General features: G+C 37.1%; 27 protein-coding genes and 2 pseudogenes. 2 read left to right on the plus strand and 27 right to left on the minus strand.

Features of this window, described 5'->3' with window-relative positions:
* Together AC1DCD_RS00995 and AC1DCD_RS01000 are read left to right on the plus strand one after the other, a co-directional pair.
* A pseudogene (locus tag AC1DCD_RS00995) lies at nucleotides 1-142 on the plus strand (IS5/IS1182 family transposase); the annotation flags it as partial.
* Between the two features lie 8 nt (nucleotides 143-150).
* Nucleotides 151-384 (plus strand): annotated as a pseudogene (locus AC1DCD_RS01000) (IS256 family transposase, variant Zn-binding type); the annotation flags it as partial.
* A gap of 197 nt (nucleotides 385-581) precedes the next feature.
* Here AC1DCD_RS01000 and AC1DCD_RS01005 read toward each other — a convergent pair.
* The 27 genes from AC1DCD_RS01005 to rplW all read right to left on the minus strand — a co-directional run bounded on the left by AC1DCD_RS01005 (nucleotide 582) and on the right by rplW (nucleotide 15,021).
* Nucleotides 582-1,715: a hypothetical protein gene (locus AC1DCD_RS01005; RefSeq protein WP_464639385.1), complete on the minus strand. Its 1,134-nt coding sequence runs from the start codon at nucleotides 1,713-1,715 to the stop codon at nucleotides 582-584.
* Between the two features lie 479 nt (nucleotides 1,716-2,194).
* The gene (gene rplQ, locus AC1DCD_RS01010) at nucleotides 2,195-2,677 is read right to left on the minus strand and encodes a 50S ribosomal protein L17 (protein ID WP_036856408.1); all 483 of its coding nucleotides are present in this window, start codon (nucleotides 2,675-2,677) and stop codon (nucleotides 2,195-2,197) included.
* An 87-nt stretch (nucleotides 2,678-2,764) separates the two neighbouring features.
* Nucleotides 2,765-3,763 carry a DNA-directed RNA polymerase subunit alpha gene (locus tag AC1DCD_RS01015; protein WP_008448321.1) on the minus strand — a complete coding sequence of 333 codons (999 nt, stop codon included), beginning with the start codon at nucleotides 3,761-3,763 and terminating at the stop codon, nucleotides 2,765-2,767.
* An 18-nt stretch (nucleotides 3,764-3,781) separates the two neighbouring features.
* Nucleotides 3,782-4,387, minus strand: coding sequence for a 30S ribosomal protein S4 (gene rpsD / locus AC1DCD_RS01020; protein ID WP_353585523.1), 606 nt, complete (start codon nucleotides 4,385-4,387; stop codon nucleotides 3,782-3,784).
* Nucleotides 4,388-4,418: 31 nt separating this feature from the next.
* Complete coding sequence (rpsK, locus tag AC1DCD_RS01025; RefSeq protein ID WP_008448330.1) at nucleotides 4,419-4,808, minus strand: 30S ribosomal protein S11; 390 nt, start codon at nucleotides 4,806-4,808, stop codon at nucleotides 4,419-4,421.
* Between the two features lie 20 nt (nucleotides 4,809-4,828).
* Nucleotides 4,829-5,209, minus strand: coding sequence for a 30S ribosomal protein S13 (rpsM, locus tag AC1DCD_RS01030; RefSeq protein ID WP_008448269.1), 381 nt, complete (start codon nucleotides 5,207-5,209; stop codon nucleotides 4,829-4,831).
* Between the two features lie 98 nt (nucleotides 5,210-5,307).
* Nucleotides 5,308-5,424 carry a 50S ribosomal protein L36 gene (rpmJ, locus tag AC1DCD_RS01035; protein ID WP_004352823.1) on the minus strand — a complete coding sequence of 39 codons (117 nt, stop codon included), beginning with the start codon at nucleotides 5,422-5,424 and terminating at the stop codon, nucleotides 5,308-5,310.
* An 11-nt stretch (nucleotides 5,425-5,435) separates the two neighbouring features.
* On the minus strand, nucleotides 5,436-5,654 hold the full coding sequence (infA, locus tag AC1DCD_RS01040) for a translation initiation factor IF-1 (protein ID WP_008448263.1): 219 nt from the start codon (nucleotides 5,652-5,654) through the stop codon (nucleotides 5,436-5,438).
* A gap of 133 nt (nucleotides 5,655-5,787) precedes the next feature.
* Nucleotides 5,788-7,122 (minus strand): preprotein translocase subunit SecY, encoded by a 1,335-nt coding sequence (gene secY, locus AC1DCD_RS01045; protein WP_008448317.1) that lies wholly within the window; start codon nucleotides 7,120-7,122, stop codon nucleotides 5,788-5,790.
* A 4-nt stretch (nucleotides 7,123-7,126) separates the two neighbouring features.
* Nucleotides 7,127-7,573 carry a 50S ribosomal protein L15 gene (gene rplO, locus AC1DCD_RS01050; RefSeq protein WP_008448332.1) on the minus strand — a complete coding sequence of 149 codons (447 nt, stop codon included), beginning with the start codon at nucleotides 7,571-7,573 and terminating at the stop codon, nucleotides 7,127-7,129.
* Between the two features lie 24 nt (nucleotides 7,574-7,597).
* Nucleotides 7,598-7,774 carry a 50S ribosomal protein L30 gene (gene rpmD, locus AC1DCD_RS01055; protein ID WP_008448268.1) on the minus strand — a complete coding sequence of 59 codons (177 nt, stop codon included), beginning with the start codon at nucleotides 7,772-7,774 and terminating at the stop codon, nucleotides 7,598-7,600.
* Nucleotides 7,775-7,793: 19 nt separating this feature from the next.
* Nucleotides 7,794-8,306 (minus strand): 30S ribosomal protein S5, encoded by a 513-nt coding sequence (gene rpsE / locus AC1DCD_RS01060; protein WP_008448282.1) that lies wholly within the window; start codon nucleotides 8,304-8,306, stop codon nucleotides 7,794-7,796.
* Between the two features lie 6 nt (nucleotides 8,307-8,312).
* Entirely contained in the window at nucleotides 8,313-8,657 is a 345-nt protein-coding gene (gene rplR / locus AC1DCD_RS01065) for a 50S ribosomal protein L18 (RefSeq protein WP_008448265.1), read from the minus strand.
* Nucleotides 8,658-8,678: 21 nt separating this feature from the next.
* Entirely contained in the window at nucleotides 8,679-9,245 is a 567-nt protein-coding gene (gene rplF / locus AC1DCD_RS01070; protein ID WP_036856402.1) for a 50S ribosomal protein L6, read from the minus strand.
* A 15-nt stretch (nucleotides 9,246-9,260) separates the two neighbouring features.
* Nucleotides 9,261-9,656: a 30S ribosomal protein S8 gene (gene rpsH / locus AC1DCD_RS01075; RefSeq protein WP_019035881.1), complete on the minus strand. Its 396-nt coding sequence runs from the start codon at nucleotides 9,654-9,656 to the stop codon at nucleotides 9,261-9,263.
* 119 nt (nucleotides 9,657-9,775) lie between these two features.
* On the minus strand, nucleotides 9,776-10,078 hold the full coding sequence (gene rpsN, locus AC1DCD_RS01080; protein ID WP_008448326.1) for a 30S ribosomal protein S14: 303 nt from the start codon (nucleotides 10,076-10,078) through the stop codon (nucleotides 9,776-9,778).
* Nucleotides 10,079-10,083: 5 nt separating this feature from the next.
* Nucleotides 10,084-10,638, minus strand: coding sequence for a 50S ribosomal protein L5 (rplE, locus tag AC1DCD_RS01085; protein ID WP_019035880.1), 555 nt, complete (start codon nucleotides 10,636-10,638; stop codon nucleotides 10,084-10,086).
* Nucleotides 10,638-10,955 carry a 50S ribosomal protein L24 gene (rplX, locus tag AC1DCD_RS01090; RefSeq protein ID WP_008448305.1) on the minus strand — a complete coding sequence of 106 codons (318 nt, stop codon included), beginning with the start codon at nucleotides 10,953-10,955 and terminating at the stop codon, nucleotides 10,638-10,640. Before rplX ends, rplE begins: the two co-directional genes overlap by 1 nt.
* 19 nt (nucleotides 10,956-10,974) lie before the next feature.
* Entirely contained in the window at nucleotides 10,975-11,340 is a 366-nt protein-coding gene (gene rplN, locus AC1DCD_RS01095) for a 50S ribosomal protein L14 (RefSeq protein ID WP_004335794.1), read from the minus strand.
* A gap of 2 nt (nucleotides 11,341-11,342) precedes the next feature.
* A complete protein-coding gene (rpsQ, locus tag AC1DCD_RS01100; RefSeq protein ID WP_464639392.1) occupies nucleotides 11,343-11,609 on the minus strand; it encodes a 30S ribosomal protein S17 in 267 nt (88 codons plus the stop codon).
* Nucleotides 11,610-11,611: 2 nt separating this feature from the next.
* On the minus strand, nucleotides 11,612-11,806 hold the full coding sequence (gene rpmC / locus AC1DCD_RS01105) for a 50S ribosomal protein L29 (protein WP_008448280.1): 195 nt from the start codon (nucleotides 11,804-11,806) through the stop codon (nucleotides 11,612-11,614).
* 5 nt (nucleotides 11,807-11,811) lie between these two features.
* On the minus strand, nucleotides 11,812-12,240 hold the full coding sequence (rplP, locus tag AC1DCD_RS01110) for a 50S ribosomal protein L16 (protein ID WP_008448314.1): 429 nt from the start codon (nucleotides 12,238-12,240) through the stop codon (nucleotides 11,812-11,814).
* A gap of 14 nt (nucleotides 12,241-12,254) precedes the next feature.
* A complete protein-coding gene (rpsC, locus tag AC1DCD_RS01115) occupies nucleotides 12,255-12,992 on the minus strand; it encodes a 30S ribosomal protein S3 (protein ID WP_008448273.1) in 738 nt (245 codons plus the stop codon).
* An 8-nt stretch (nucleotides 12,993-13,000) separates the two neighbouring features.
* Entirely contained in the window at nucleotides 13,001-13,411 is a 411-nt protein-coding gene (gene rplV, locus AC1DCD_RS01120; RefSeq protein ID WP_008448267.1) for a 50S ribosomal protein L22, read from the minus strand.
* 42 nt (nucleotides 13,412-13,453) lie between these two features.
* Nucleotides 13,454-13,720, minus strand: a complete 267-nt coding sequence (rpsS, locus tag AC1DCD_RS01125; protein ID WP_004335814.1) for a 30S ribosomal protein S19 — start codon at nucleotides 13,718-13,720, stop codon at nucleotides 13,454-13,456.
* A 22-nt stretch (nucleotides 13,721-13,742) separates the two neighbouring features.
* Entirely contained in the window at nucleotides 13,743-14,570 is an 828-nt protein-coding gene (gene rplB, locus AC1DCD_RS01130; protein ID WP_019035878.1) for a 50S ribosomal protein L2, read from the minus strand.
* A gap of 7 nt (nucleotides 14,571-14,577) precedes the next feature.
* Nucleotides 14,578-15,021 carry a 50S ribosomal protein L23 gene (gene rplW, locus AC1DCD_RS01135; protein ID WP_008448287.1) on the minus strand — a complete coding sequence of 148 codons (444 nt, stop codon included), beginning with the start codon at nucleotides 15,019-15,021 and terminating at the stop codon, nucleotides 14,578-14,580.
* Nucleotides 15,022-15,027: the final 6 nt, after the last annotated feature.

A 15,027-nucleotide genomic window follows, 5' to 3' on the forward strand; every position in this document is an offset into this window, starting at 1 on the left:
TGTGAAAGGAGATGCTATCAATGTATTATTAGTTGCGGCAGCATATAACTTCAAAAGAGCTATGAGAGCTCTTTTGTACCTTATAAAAAGAATCAGCATAAAGCTTGTCAGTACAAACTTTATGCTGAAATATAGTTTTTAAGGGACGACTATATAAAAGATGGAGGAACAAAGATAGTGGCGATAGTCTGTGATGGACACACAGGGCTTTTACAGGCTATAACCTTCTGCCCGGTACAAATGTGCCAGTTTCATCAATTGCAAATCATCAGAAGGCTTCTGACAAATAACCCTCATTTGCCTGCAAGCATAGAGTTGCTGGCATTGGCAAGGATGATGTTTACCATCGGAAAGGAGCAGTTCTTAATGGAATTTGGTAAATGGTGGCGTAATGGACATTTGGTAGGCTGAAAAAGCTCCAAATGTCCATTACGCCGCAGAATATTATTTTGCTCCTATAGGAAAAATAAAAAACAAGAACATGCTAATTCCCTTTTACCATCATTTTAGCAAAAACAAGATGACACCTTTTCCAGCTGTAATTTTAAACAAATTCACTGAAATTGTCAGATTATAGCTTTTCAATAAATTTGATATTCCTTCTTTATATTTTGCAGCATTTCCTCTTGCTTCGTTTCCTTTTTACTCATTATAATCTTCATTGCAAAAGGCTTGGGTAATATAAGATAAGTTCTCTTATCGCCTGCAGATCCTTCCTGATAAGGCTGTGCTTTATAAGTGGATATAACATTGTAAATATACTCTCCCCTCCTTTTCTTGCTATCAAATTTTTCCTGTATATAATTGGCATATTGGCAACCACTTAGATAAAAAGAATCTCCTGATTGCTGATATTCCACCTCCACGTCTATCTGCCAGTCTTTATACTTATGTCCATAGAATACATTAATCGTAGAACGCACAAAGGCATTTGTTTGATTCTTAATATTATACTCTAACCCTGTAGATCGTTTAGCCCTGAGTATGACATTCCTTATCGTATCTATACATAAATAGCCCGAGTCCTTCCATTCTTTTTTTGACTTGAATAGGATTCTCACTACATTAGCCCCCAATCCTTCCGTCTGCTCATCTACATAAAATGTATGTTCCTTTACGAATTTCTCGTCCATATCAGAAACAAAATCATGATAAAGCATATTTTTAAGATTGCCAAAATCACACCCAGCATTATGATCTTTAAAGGTGATAATATTCTCTACGGGATCAATTTCAAAGAATTCGTTCTTTCTAACTAATCCTTTACTCACAAAACGGTACAACTCTGTATTACCGACACTTTGTGTCTTATAGTCATAATTTTGCACTACATTATTTCTATATTTTTCTGCTTTAGTCTTGATAAAATTCTTCAGCATAGGTTTAATCCAAGCTGGCTCTCCAACATAATTCACCACAATCTCCGAAAGCATTCGTATAGTCTGTTCCAAAAACAGCGTATCAGGTAACATTTTTACGCATATTTTCTGATAGTTAACATGTGAAACTGTAAGACTATCAAAGGTAAAATCCAAGTTCACGCTACCCTGTTGGTCACTGAATGTGCTTTTCACTTTCCCTTTATAAGTTGTATAGACACTTGCCCTGCTTACAGGAACATCATTTACTTTATCCCACAGCACAAAATGCCTCTGTGCGTATAAGCCCACAGATAAAAACAAGGAAACAACTATGATAGAAATTCGTTTATTCATTTAATATATAAGTTATATTGTATTCACTAATTGTTTTTAATAATAGAAATATAATAATATTCAAGGAAATCTTTTAATTGCCTTTCACAAATAAGCTAATTTTATTCCATATCGCCTATATAAATGTATTATTTATACTCTATGGTGGATTCAACTACGTTTACAAATTTAAGAAAAAACTTACTTGGTGTTCAGATTCCCAACTTTTCTTGACCTTGCTTTAATTTTATATTGATATTCTTCTACTACTATCTGATAAAATAATATACAAGTACTTCTGGAAAGATACAACACAATAGTCGTTCGGTAGTATTCATGGAGGCAAAAATAATAAATATTTATGAAATCATGTGCTTGATAAAAGAAGACTCGCAACAGGGTTTTAGGACTGACCAGAAAAAGTCAAAACTCTACAAAAAGAGGATATGCCTATTTGACATACCCTCTTATAACATGTTTTATAAATGAACTTTTAAATATTATTCTGCTTTTGTCTCTTCTGATGCTACTGCATTATCAGAAGTTTCTGACTCAACTTTTTTTGTAGAACGACGACTACGACGAGTCTTCTTAACTTCTGTTTTAAGAGTTTTAGCCATATTCTCATCAAAATCAACAAGCTCTATAAAAGCCATTTCTGCAGCATCTCCTTGACGAGTTCCCAACTTAATAACACGAGTATAACCACCAGGGCGATCACCTACCTTTACAGAAATATTCTTAAATAATTCTGTCACTGCTTCCTTATTCTGTAAATAGCGGAAGACTACACGACGCGAATTAGTTGTATCTTCTTTAGAACGTGTTATTAATGGCTCTACAAATTTCTTTAGAGCCTTAGCTTTTGCTAAAGTCGTAGTGATTCTTTTGTGCTCGATCAATGCAATTGCAAGATTTGATAACAATGCTGCACGATGAGGAGCAGTACGACCTAAATGATTAAATTTTTTATTATGTCTCATTTTTAATTCTCATTATGAACAAACTATAAGAACTGACTTCTATTTTACTTTTATAATAAATATAATCGAAAAATTAAAGGAAGTATCTTATTCTTTATCCAATTTATATTTTGTAATATCAGTTCCAAACGATAGATTCAGACCTTCGAGCAAATCATCAAGCTCTGAAAGCGATTTCTTACCAAAATTACGGAACTTTAAAAGATCTGTCTTATTATATTGAACCAAATCGCCTAGTGTTTCAACATCAGCTGCTTTTAAACAATTAAGCGCACGAACACTTAAATTCAATGTTGCATCTGTAAGCTTTGTCTTCAATAACTGACGCATATGCAAAACTTCTTCATCAAATTCTTGATTATTCTCTTGATCAGGAGATTCTAACGTAATCTTCTCATCTGAAAACAACATAAAGTGATGTATAAGAGTTTTAGCAGCTTCCTTTAAAGCTTCTTTTGGAGGAATGGAACCATCCGTAGTAACTTCAATGATCAGTTTATCATAATCCGTCTTCTGTTCTACACGATACGGTTCTACAGAGTATTTTACATTACGTATAGGAGTGTATATTGAATCGATTGGGAGTACATTAACATCTGTGCAAAACTCACGATTTTCATCTGCAGGAACATAACCTCGCCCTTTATTGATGGTAAGATCAATTTGCATAGATGCCTTTGAGTCTAAATGACAAATCACCAAATCAGGGTTTAACACTTCAAATCCAGTCAGATAATTGCTGATATCACCTGCTTTAAACTCCGTGGAATTCTCTACAGTTATACTAACTTTCTCATTCTCGAATTCTTCTACTACTTGCCTGAATCTAACCTGTTTTAGATTCAATATGATGTTGGTAACATCTTCCTTTACACCTGGTACAGAAGAAAATTCATGCTCAACACCAGCTATACGAATGGTATTTATTGCAAAACCTTCTAGAGATGAAAGGAGGATGCGACGTAAAGCGTTACCTATAGTAACACCAAAGCCAGGCTCTAAAGGACGAAATTCGAATTTTCCGAAAGTCTCATTTGCCTCCAGCATCACAACTTTGTCAGGTTTTTGAAATGCTAATATCGCCATTAATTGAATGATTTTTAATTATTTAGAGTACAACTCAACGATCAACTGCTCTTTAATATTCTCTGGAATATCTGCACGGTCTGGTCTGTGAAGAAACTTACCAGCCTTTGCATTTTCATCCCACTCCAGCCAAGGATACTTACTATGGTTAAATCCTGCTAAAGCTGTTTCAATAACCTCAAGGGATTTAGCTTTCTCACGTACACCAACGACATCACCAGCCTTAACACAGTAAGAAGCAATATTCACAACACTACCATTAACTGTAATATGCTTATGCCCTACCAGCTGACGTGCAGCTGCTCTTGTAGGAGCTATACCAAGACGGAAAACAACATTATCAAGACGTGATTCTAAACTCTGAAGAAGAACTTCACCAGTAATACCATCAGATTTAGCAGCCTTCTCAAATAAATTGCGGAACTGACGTTCTAAAACGCCATAAGTATATTTTGCTTTTTGCTTTTCTGCTAGCTGAGCACCGTATTCTGAAACCTTACGACGACGGTTATTACCATGTTGCCCAGGAGGAAAATTTCTCTTAGACAATACCTTATCTGCGCCGAAAATTGGCTCACCAAAACGGCGTGCTATTCTAGATTTTGGACCTATATATCTTGCCATATTTTTTTCTTTAAACTTTTATAAGATGTTATTATACACGACGACGCTTTGGTGGACGACAACCATTATGTGGTAAAGGGGTTACATCTACTATTTCTGTAACTATAATACCCGCAGCATTTACTGCTCGGATTGCACTCTCACGACCATTACCTGGACCTTTAACAAACGCTTTAACCTTACGTAAACCTAAGTCAAAAGCTGCTTTTGCACAATCCTCTGCTGCCATTTGAGCTGCATAAGGAGTATTCTTCTTAGAACCACGGAATCCCATCTTGCCTGCAGAAGACCAAGAAATAATCTGACCTTCATTATTTGCCAAAGATACTATAATATTATTAAAAGAGCTATGCACATGAAGCTGTCCCATAGCATCTACTCTTACACTTCTTTTCTTAGATGTTGCTGTTTTTTTTGCCATAATTAATTTCCTCCTTAAAATTACTTAGTAGCCTTCTTCTTGTTAGCAACAGTCTTCTTTTTACCCTTACGAGTACGAGCATTATTTTTTGTACTCTGACCGCGAACAGGAAGACCGTTACGATGCCTAACACCACGATAGCAACCAATATCCATTAGGCGCTTTATATTCATTTGGATCTCTGAACGAAGATCACCTTCTACTTTGAATTCAGCACCGATAATCTCACGGATCTTAGCTGCTTGTTCATCAGACCACTCACTTACTTTAAGGTCTCGGCTGATACCAGCTTTATCCAATATCTTTGCTGAACTACTTCGACCTATACCATAAATGTAGGTCAATGCGATTTCGCCACGCTTATTTTGGGGCAAATCTACTCCAACAATTCTTATTGCCATTGTTAAATAATTAATTAATTTAAATGTCTATTTACGATAAAAATCATGCAAAGGTAAGTATTATTTAGCACAATAACATACCTTTACATATTTTTAACTTAACCCTGACGCATCTTAAACTTAGGGTTTTTCTTGTTAATAACGAACAAGCGACCTTTACGACGAACTATCTTGCAGTCGGCTGTACGCTTTTTTAATGATGCTCTTGTCTTCATATCTTTGATATTTATTTGTATCTGAAAACAATTCTACCCTTTGTTAAATCATAAGGACTCATTTCTACCTTAATCTTATCACCGGGTAAAATCTTAATGTAATGCATTCTCATCTTTCCAGAGATATGAGCAATGATTTCTACACCATTCTCTAACTCTACACGAAACATTGCGTTGGAAAGTGCTTCTAGGATTATACCATCCTGTTCTATTGCAGTTTGCTTTGCCATATATAATAATAACTCTTTTTTTCTTTTCTAATTTGACATATAATAAATTTAACTCATACAGACAAATAAATGACTAGCACTAATTTAATATTTATATTATATCTTTTTAGAATCTATTTTTAAGACAAAGAATTTAATAGGCTGATACACCATTACGTGTATGACCAGAATTTAATAGACCATCATAATGACGCATCATCAAATGAGATTCTATCTGCTGTAAAGTATCAATAACAACTCCAACAAGAATCAATAATGATGTTCCGCCAAAAAATTGTCCAAAAGCATCCTGAACATTAAGTAACCCTGCAAAAGCTGGCATAACAGCAATAAAGGCTATAAATAAGGATCCTGGGAAAGTAATACGAGACATTATAGTCTCTATATAATCTGCAGTTTCCTTGCCTGGACGAACTCCTGGTATAAAACCATTATTACGTTTCATGTCCTCTGCCATTTGGGTTGGATTTAATGTAATTGCTGTATAAAAATAAGTAAATGCAATAATCAGAATAACATAAACAATATTATATGGCAGGCTCTTAGTGTTCATCATCGCCTGAAGTACAGAACTAGAACTATCAGTCGAATATTGTACTACTGCTAAAGGAATAAACATCAATGCTTGAGCAAAGATGATAGGCATTACATTTGCAGCAAACAATTTTAAAGGTATATACTGACGCGCACCACCATATTGCTTATTTCCTACAACCTTCTTTGCGTATTGCACAGGAACTTGTCTTGTTCCTTGGACTAAAAGAATCGCAGCACATACTACAAGATATAGAACAATTATCTCTACAATAAACATAACGAATCCACCACCTGTTATAGCCTCAAAGCGGCTTGTTAGTTCTTGAAAAAACGCTTGCGGTAGACGTGCTATGATACCCAACATAATGATTAAAGAGACACCATTGCCCACACCTTTATCTGTAATACGCTCACCTAACCAAAGAATAAACATTGAACCAGCTGCTAAAATAATAGTAGCTGGTATTGCGAATGCCGTCCAAGAAATACCAGAAGCAACTGCTCCTGCTGCTTGTGCTCTCAGGTTAGTTAGATACATCGGTGCCTGAAACAGTAAAATAAATACTGTCAAGGCACGTGTATACCAATTTATTTTCTTTGTTCCACTTTCGCCCTCACGCTGTAACTTTTGAAAATAAGGAACAGCAACGGCAAGAAGCTGCATAACGATAGAAGCTGAGATATAAGGCATTATTCCTAATGCGAATATAGACGCATGGGAAAATGCACCACCTGAGAACATGTCCAAAAGCGACATTAAGCCACCTGCAGTCTGCGACTGTAATTTTTGCAATAATGCTGGATTAATACCAGGAAGAACCACAAATGATCCAAAACGGTAAATTGCTGCGAACAAAATGGTGATAAGAAGACGCTGACGCAAATCTTCCACCTTCCAACAGTTCTTCAGTGTCTCAATAAACTTCTTCATCTACTTAGATTATAGTTGTATTACCACCTACTGCCTTGATAGCCTCTTCAGCAGTTTTAGAGAACGCATTAGCTTCAACTTCTAGTTTAGCCTTTAACTCACCTGTACCAAGTATCTTTACGAGATCTTTGTTACGAACTAAGCCTGCAGCTTTAAGGTCTACTAAACTAATCTTTGTCAAATTAGACTTTTCTGCTAAACTCTGAAGAGTAGAAAGATTTACAGGTACATATTCCTTATGGTTAATATTTTTAAAACCACCTTTTGGAACACGACGCTGTAATGGCATCTGACCACCTTCAAAGCCTATCTTTCTCTTATAACCAGAACGAGCTTTAGCTCCTTTATGACCACGAGTAGAAGTGCCTCCTAATCCAGAACCTGTACCACGTCCAAGACGCCGACGTGTGTGTGTAGAGCCTGCTGCTGGTGTTAAATTATTTAATTTCATACTAATTTAATCGTTAAAAAATAATTAATCAACTACTGATACCAAATGATGAACCTTTGCAATCATTCCACGTGCACTTGGTGTATCTTCTATTTCTATAACTTGTGAAATCTTGCGGAGACCTAAAGCTAGCAATGTGGCTTTTTGATCTTTAGGAGCACCTATTCGACTCTTAATTTGCTTTACCTTAATTGTTGCCATTATTAAAAATCTCCTTTATTTAACCGTTAAATACTTTATCCATACTAACACCTCGCTCACCCGCAACTGTATAAGCATCACGCATCTCTGAAAGAGCTGCAATAGTTGCCTTAACTAAATTGTGAGGATTTGATGATCCTTTTGATTTGGCTATAACGTCAGTAATACCTGCGCTCTCCAATACAGCACGCATAGCACCACCAGCTTTCAAACCAGTACCTGCTGCAGCTGGCTTCAATAAAACCTGAGCACCACTAAAACGAGTTTCTACCTCATGAGGAACGGTCCCTTTCAAAACAGGAACCTTCACTAAATTCTTTTTAGCAGAATCTGTTCCCTTCTGAATAGCAGCTGTAACTTCACCTGCCTTACCTAATCCCCAACCTATAACGCCATTACCGTCACCTACAACGACGATAGCTGCAAATGTGAAAGTACGACCACCTTTGGTAACCTTAGTTACACGGTTAATAGCAACCAAGCGATCCTTAAGTTCAACATCACTATTTACTTTTACTTTATTAAATGCCATAATCGTTTAGAATTTAAGTCCTCCTTCACGTGCAGCTTCAGCTAAAGCCTGAACACGTCCGTGATATAGATAACCGTTACGGTCAAAAACTACTTTCTCAATACCTGCAGCCTTAGCATGTGCAGCTACTAATTCACCTACTTTTTTAGCTTGTTCTATTTTAGCTAATTTCTCCATGCCCAATGACGAAGCAGAAGCAAGAGTTGTACCATTCAGGTCATTAATTACCTGAGCATAAATTTGCTTGTTACTACGAAAAACACTCAAGCGTGGACGCTCTGCGCTACCTGTTACATTCTTTCGAATGCGTAGCTTTATCTTAAGCCTTCTTTGTTCTTTCTTTGTTGTCATAATCGTAATGAATAATTAAAGTTACTTAGCTGCAGCAGTCTTACCAGACTTTCTGCGAATAACCTCACCCTTGAATAATATACCCTTACCTTTATATGGTTCAGGCATACGGAAAGAACGGATCTTTGCACAAACAAGACCTAGCAACTGCTTATCTGCTGTTTCTAAGGTAATAATAGGGTTTTGGTTACGCTCACTCTTTGTTTCAACCTTAATCTCAGCTGGAAGCTGAATGAAAATTGGATGTGTATAACCCAAAGAAAATTCTACTATGTTACCTTGGTTAGAAACACGATAGCCAACACCTACAAGCTCCAACGTTTTAGAATAACCTTGACTAACACCTATTACCATATTGTTTACCAAAGAACGATACAAACCATGAAAGGCTTGCTTCTGCTTGTAGTTAACAGGGCTATTTTCATCTACTTCAAAGCTAACCTCTTTATCACTTATAGATACTTTAATAGAGGCATCTACTTTCTGTGATAGCTCCCCTTTAGGACCTTTCACTACAACTACACCATCATTAAAGGTTACTGTAACTCCTGTAGGAATACTAATTGGTAATTTTCCTATTCTTGACATAATACAAACCTCCAATTAATAAATATAACAAAGAACTTCACCACCAATCTTCTCGGTAGCAGCTTCTTTATTAGTCATTACACCCTTAGACGTAGATATTATAGCTATACCTAGTCCATTAATAACTCTCGGCATATCCTTATAACCAGTATACTTACGTAAACCTGGTGTAGAAACGCGCTTCAAATTTTTAATTGCGTTCTTCTTTGTTATAGGATCATACTTTAAGGCCACCTTGATAGTGCCTTGAGGACCATCTTCTATGAACTTATAATTCAAGATGTAACCCTTTTCAAAGAGAATCTTTGTAATAGATTTCTTTAAATTTGACGCAGGAACTTCAACGACACGATGATGTGCCATAATTGCATTTCTGAGTCTAGTCAGATAATCTGCTATTGGATCTGTCATAATATATAAAATTTTAATTAATCGGGACTACCCCGACAATATTAAAGAATACTTTTCAAAATGATTAGCAAAAGTAATGTTAACATTACATTTCGCCAATCATAATAAATATATCTAAATTACCAACTTGCTTTCTTAACTCCTGGTATTAAGCCTTGTGAAGCCATCTCACGGAACTGAATACGAGAAAGACCAAACTGACGAATATACCCCTTTGGACGACCAGTTATTTTACAACGATTATGTAAACGTATTGGATTAGCATTCTTAGGAATAGCTTGCAACTTACGTGCAGCCTCATATGCCTCCTCTGGGTCGTTAGAAGTCGCAACAATCTTTTTTAGGGTCTTGCGCTTTTCTGCGTAACGAGCAACTAGTTTAGCACGCTTTATCTCACGCGCTTTCATTGATTCTTTTGCCATATCAATTAATCGTTTTTAGCATTCTTAAAAGGAAGACCGAAACCTTTTAATAGAGCAAAACCTTCTTCATCTGTTTTAGCAGAAGTTACAAAAGTAATGTTCAATCCTTGGATACGATCTACCTGATCGATATTAATCTCTGGGAAAATAATCTGCTCAGTTATACCGAGAGTATAATTTCCACGACCGTCAAATTTGCTTTCAATACCTTTGAAGTCACGAATACGAGGTAATGATACACGTACTAACTTTTCTAAAAATTCGTACATACGTTCACGACGCAAAGTTACCATTACACCAATAGGCATCTTCTTACGAAGTTTGAAATTAGCAATATCTTTCTTCGAGTAAGTAGCAATAGCCTTCTGACCAGTTATCGTAGTTATCTCATTAATAGCTACTTCTATAATTTTCTTATCCTGAGTAGCATCGCCAAGACCTTGATTAATAACTATTTTCTTCAATACAGGAACTTGCATAACAGAAGAATAGTTAAACTGCTTCTGAAGTGCTGGAACTATTTGTTCCTTATACTGTTTCTTTAATTGAGCTGTATTCATCATTTAATTTCCTCCCCAGATTTTTTTGCGATACGCTTAACTGTTTTACCTTCACGTTCGATCTTAACACGTGTAGCCTTACCGCTCTTAGGATCTATAAGATTTAAATTGGAGATATGAATTGGAGCTTCCTGCTTAACAATTCCTCCTTGTGGATTAGCAGCAGAAGGCTTAGAGCTCTTTGAGACAATATTAACACCCTCAACAATAGCACGTTCTTTGTCTGTAACAACTTTAAGCACCTTGCCTGTTTTACCTTTATCTCTACCAGCTAGGACAATTACCTGATCGTCTTTCTTTATATGAAATTTTGCCATTTTCTTTTCAATTTATAAATTAAAGAACCTCAGGTGCTAATGAAACAACTTTCATATTAACTGCACGTAATTCACGAGCAACTGGTCCGAAAATACGACTTCCACGAATTTCACCTGCATTATTTAATAACACACATGCGTTATCATCGAAACGAATATATGAACCATCAGCACGACGAATTTCCTTCTTAGTGCGTACTATCAAAGCCTTTGAAACTGCACCTTTTTTCAATTCACTTGATGGAATGACGTTTTGTACAGCAACTACGATAACGTCACCAACACTTGCATAACGACGGCGAGTACCACCTAGCACACGAATACACTTTGCTTCACGAGCACCGCTATTATCACATACTGTAAGTTTTGATTCTACTTGTATCATAATTACTTAGCTTTTTCAATAATTTGAACTAATCTCCATCTCTTTGTTTTAGAAAGAGGACGAGTTTCCATAATCATTACGGTATCACCGACATTTGCCTCATTTTTCTCGTCATGAGCATGGTATTTCTTTGTCTTTTGAACAAACTTACCATATATAGGATGCTTTTCTTTAAACTTAGCAGCAACAACTATGGTCTTATCCATTTTGTTACTGATAACCACACCCTGTCTTACTTTTCTTAAATTTCTTGTTTCCATCTGGATCATTGTTATTTATTAAGTTCCCTTTGACGGAGTTCTGTCTTCATACGTGCTATATCACGACGAGCAACCTTAATTTGAGATGGATTCTCAAGTGGAGTAACCTGATGATTAATCTTCATTTTAACAAGAGCAACCTCAGCATTCTTTAGCTTCTCAACCAACTCACTGGTTTCGAGTTCTTTTACTTCTTTAATCTTCATCTTTCTTAAGCGTTTTTATCGAAATCACGTCTAACAATAAACTTTGTCTTTACAGGTAGTTTTTGTGCTGCGAGACGAAGAGCCTCTTTAGCTATATCAAAACCTACACCTTCTACTTCAAAGAGGACACGCCCTGGAGTAACAGGTGCAACCCATCCTGCAGGATCACCCTTACCTTTACCCATACGCACATCAGCAGGCTTACGAGTAATAGGTTTGTCAGGGAAAATACGTATCCAGACTTGACCTTGACGGTTCATGTAACGATTTATCGCTACACGAGCTGCCTCTATCTGACGACTATCGATCCATTTAGCTTCAAGCGTTTTGATACCAAATGATCCGAAAGCCAATTGTGTACCTCTGTGAGCGTTTCCTTTATTTCCACGTCCATCTTGAGGTCTTCTATATTTTACTCTTTTTGGCTGTAACATGATAGCTTTTACTTTTAACGATTATTGTTTCTTCTGCGATTACCTCTACCAGAGCGACCATTTCCGTTCCCCTTATTAGAACGAGCAGATGTCTTATCTTGTGTAAAGTTAGGTGTAAGCTCTACCTTGTTATAAACTTCACCTCGGCAAATCCAAACCTTAATTCCCAAAAGCCCTACTTTAGTAAGAGCTTCTGTAGCACAGTAATCGATGTCTGCGCGGAGAGTATGTAAAGGTGTACGACCTTCCTTAAACATCTCCTTACGTGCCATTTCAGCACCATTAAGACGACCTGCTATTTGAACCTTAACACCTTCGGCTCCGGCACGCATCACATTTGCAATAGCCATCTTGATTGCACGACGATAAGCGATCTTTCCTTCTACCTGACGAGCTATATTGTTTCCAACTATATTTGCGTCTAGATCAGGCTTCTTGACCTCAAAAATATTAATTTGAATTTCCTTCTTAAAAAGGTTCTTCAACTCTTCCTTTAACTTATCTACATCTTGACCACCTTTACCAATAACGATACCTGGACGAGCTGTACAAATAGTAATGGTAACGAGCTTCAAGGTACGTTCAATAGCAATACGAGAAATACTTGCCTTTTCAAGACGCTTATTTAAATAAGCCCGTATTTTACGATCTTCTACAAGGCTTTCTCCAAAATTTTTGCCACCGAACCAATTTGATTCCCAACCGCGGATTATCCCCAAACGATTGCTAATTGGATTAACTTTCTGTCCCATTATACTATTTATTTATCATTATTAGCGTCAGCCTTCGAATCAACGAAAAGTGTGACGTGGTTAGAACGTTTACGAATTCTATAGCCACGGCCCTGTGGTGCAGGACGCATGCGCTTCATTGTAACACCTCCATCTACGAAGATCTTAGAGATATAAAGTTCACCGTCTTCAGCTTTGCGGTCATTTTTATTTTCCCAGTTAGCAATTGCAGAACGTAGTAATTTCTCTACATTTTGTGCAGCAGCCTTCTTTGAGAATCTTAGCACACCAAGGGCACGATCAACTTCCATTCCACGTACCATGTCAACAACATAGCGCATCTTACGCGGAGAAGAAGGACAGTCCTTGAGCTTTGCAAAATACTGGCTTTTTAAAGCTTCTTTACGAGCTTCAGCCTTTATATGTTTTCTTGCTCCCATTATTTATATTATTCTATTTTCTAAATGGATAATATGACCTGCTTAACGCTTATTACCTGAATGACCACCAAAACGGCGTGTAGGACTAAACTCGCCGAGCTTATGACCTACCATATTCTCAGTAATATAAACAGGGATAAATTTATTTCCGTTGTGTACAGCAACAGTATGTCCCACAAAATCAGGGGAAATCATTGATGCTCTAGCCCAAGTCTTAACTACATTTTGCTTGCCACTCTCATTCATAGCGAGAATCTTTTTCTCGAGAGACACGTTAATGTATGGACCTTTTTTTAATGAACGACTCATAACTTACTCTTAATTACTTAGTTTACTTCTTATTAGCTCTCTCAATAATGTACTTGTTTGAAAGCTTCTTTGGTGCACGAGTCTTGAGACCCTTAGCATACAAGCCCTTACGAGAACGTGGATGACCACCAGACTGACGACCTTCACCACCACCCATTGGGTGATCTACAGGGTTCATAACAACACCACGGTTGTGAGGACGACGACCCAACCAACGTGAGCGACCAGCCTTACCAGACTGCTCCAACGCATGATCAGAATTTCCTACACTTCCTACAGTAGCTTTACAAGCAGATAAGATCTGACGAGTTTCGCCAGAAGGTAGCTTGATAACACAATAATTACCTTCACGAGAAGTAAGTTGAGCAAAGTTACCTGCCGAACGGACTAATAAAGCACCCTGACCTGGACGTAACTCTATGTTATGAATTACCGTACCAACAGGAATATTAGTAAGAGGTAGAGAGTTACCTACTTCAGGAGCTGCTTGAGCACCTGACATCAAAGTAGCACCAACCTGCAAACCGTTAGGAGCAATAATGTAACGTTTTTCACCATCAGCATAGTATAACAGCGCAATTCGAGCAGATCTGTTAGGATCATACTCGATTGTCTTAACTACAGCTGGAACACCATCCTTCTCTCGCTTAAAATCAATAAAACGATACTTCTTTTTATGACCACCGCCTATGTAGCGAACTGTCATCTTTCCAGTGTTATTTCTACCACCAGTAGAACGTTTACCGTAAACGAGAGACTTCTCTGGCACGGATGCAGTAATATCCTCGAACGTGCCAATAATCTTGTGTCTTTGACCCGGAGTTACCGGTTTTAATTTACGTACTGCCATTTTTTATTTAAATATTGCTGTAAAAATCAATAGTATCGCCAGACTTCAAAGTGACGATCGCCTTCTTATATGCGTTCTTCTGTCCTTTTACAAGACCTGCCTTTGTATAGCGCGCCTGTCGCTTACCAGCATAACGCACTGTATTTACGTCAATTACCTTAACGTTATACAGACTTTCAATTTCCTTCTTAATCTCAAGCTTATTAGCCTCAGGCTTACAAATAAAACCGTACTTAGCATGTGCTTCCTTTTCATAAGTATACACAACCTTCTCTTTTTTTACGCCTTCAGGCTTAGCTTTTGTCTTAACAACATAACTACGAACTTCCTTCTCTGCGTTATGAGCCTTTCCGATTTTTTCGCTACGAGTACTAAACTTCTTACTTTCAGAAGACTTGTCTGTAATCTTAGTCATCTTCTCGGTGACCATTGGTTTAATAATAAATCCCATAATTGC

The sequence above is a fragment of the Prevotella sp. C0209C1 genome, assembly GCF_056583855.1.

What these genes read in the sequence shown, in the direction of transcription:
- AC1DCD_RS01005 (WP_464639385.1), bottom strand. Translation starts at nt 1,715, where the DNA reads ATGAATAAACGAATTTCTATCATAGTTGTTTCCTTGTTTTTATCTGTG.
- rpmD (WP_008448268.1), bottom strand. Translation starts at nt 7,774, where the DNA reads ATGGCAACAATTAAGGTAAAGCAAATTAAGAGTCGAATAGGTGCTCCT.
- secY (WP_008448317.1), bottom strand. Translation starts at nt 7,122, where the DNA reads ATGAAGAAGTTTATTGAGACACTGAAGAACTGTTGGAAGGTGGAAGAT.
- rpsN (WP_008448326.1), bottom strand. Translation starts at nt 10,078, where the DNA reads ATGGCAAAAGAATCAATGAAAGCGCGTGAGATAAAGCGTGCTAAACTA.
- rpsE (WP_008448282.1), bottom strand. Translation starts at nt 8,306, where the DNA reads ATGGCATTTAATAAAGTAAAAGTAAATAGTGATGTTGAACTTAAGGAT.
- rplR (WP_008448265.1), bottom strand. Translation starts at nt 8,657, where the DNA reads ATGACAACAAAGAAAGAACAAAGAAGGCTTAAGATAAAGCTACGCATT.
- rplP (WP_008448314.1), bottom strand. Translation starts at nt 12,240, where the DNA reads ATGTTACAGCCAAAAAGAGTAAAATATAGAAGACCTCAAGATGGACGT.
- rplB (WP_019035878.1), bottom strand. Translation starts at nt 14,570, where the DNA reads ATGGCAGTACGTAAATTAAAACCGGTAACTCCGGGTCAAAGACACAAG.
- infA (WP_008448263.1), bottom strand. Translation starts at nt 5,654, where the DNA reads ATGGCAAAGCAAACTGCAATAGAACAGGATGGTATAATCCTAGAAGCA.
- rplX (WP_008448305.1), bottom strand. Translation starts at nt 10,955, where the DNA reads ATGGCAAAATTTCATATAAAGAAAGACGATCAGGTAATTGTCCTAGCT.
- rpsS (WP_004335814.1), bottom strand. Translation starts at nt 13,720, where the DNA reads ATGAGTCGTTCATTAAAAAAAGGTCCATACATTAACGTGTCTCTCGAG.
- rpmC (WP_008448280.1), bottom strand. Translation starts at nt 11,806, where the DNA reads ATGAAGATTAAAGAAGTAAAAGAACTCGAAACCAGTGAGTTGGTTGAG.
- rplF (WP_036856402.1), bottom strand. Translation starts at nt 9,245, where the DNA reads ATGTCAAGAATAGGAAAATTACCAATTAGTATTCCTACAGGAGTTACA.
- rplO (WP_008448332.1), bottom strand. Translation starts at nt 7,573, where the DNA reads ATGAAATTAAATAATTTAACACCAGCAGCAGGCTCTACACACACACGT.
- rpsD (WP_353585523.1), bottom strand. Translation starts at nt 4,387, where the DNA reads ATGGCAAGATATATAGGTCCAAAATCTAGAATAGCACGCCGTTTTGGT.
- rpsH (WP_019035881.1), bottom strand. Translation starts at nt 9,656, where the DNA reads ATGACAGATCCAATAGCAGATTATCTGACTAGACTCAGAAATGCAATT.
- rplE (WP_019035880.1), bottom strand. Translation starts at nt 10,638, where the DNA reads ATGAATACAGCTCAATTAAAGAAACAGTATAAGGAACAAATAGTTCCA.
- rplV (WP_008448267.1), bottom strand. Translation starts at nt 13,411, where the DNA reads ATGGGAGCAAGAAAACATATAAAGGCTGAAGCTCGTAAAGAAGCTTTA.
- rplW (WP_008448287.1), bottom strand. Translation starts at nt 15,021, where the DNA reads ATGGGATTTATTATTAAACCAATGGTCACCGAGAAGATGACTAAGATT.
- rpsC (WP_008448273.1), bottom strand. Translation starts at nt 12,992, where the DNA reads ATGGGACAGAAAGTTAATCCAATTAGCAATCGTTTGGGGATAATCCGC.
- rpmJ (WP_004352823.1), bottom strand. Translation starts at nt 5,424, where the DNA reads ATGAAGACAAGAGCATCATTAAAAAAGCGTACAGCCGACTGCAAGATA.
- rpsM (WP_008448269.1), bottom strand. Translation starts at nt 5,209, where the DNA reads ATGGCAATAAGAATTGTTGGAGTAGATTTGCCCCAAAATAAGCGTGGC.
- rpsQ (WP_464639392.1), bottom strand. Translation starts at nt 11,609, where the DNA reads ATGATCCAGATGGAAACAAGAAATTTAAGAAAAGTAAGACAGGGTGTG.
- rpsK (WP_008448330.1), bottom strand. Translation starts at nt 4,808, where the DNA reads ATGGCAAAAAAAACAGCAACATCTAAGAAAAGAAGTGTAAGAGTAGAT.
- rplN (WP_004335794.1), bottom strand. Translation starts at nt 11,340, where the DNA reads ATGATACAAGTAGAATCAAAACTTACAGTATGTGATAATAGCGGTGCT.
- rplQ (WP_036856408.1), bottom strand. Translation starts at nt 2,677, where the DNA reads ATGAGACATAATAAAAAATTTAATCATTTAGGTCGTACTGCTCCTCAT.
- AC1DCD_RS01015 (WP_008448321.1), bottom strand. Translation starts at nt 3,763, where the DNA reads ATGGCGATATTAGCATTTCAAAAACCTGACAAAGTTGTGATGCTGGAG.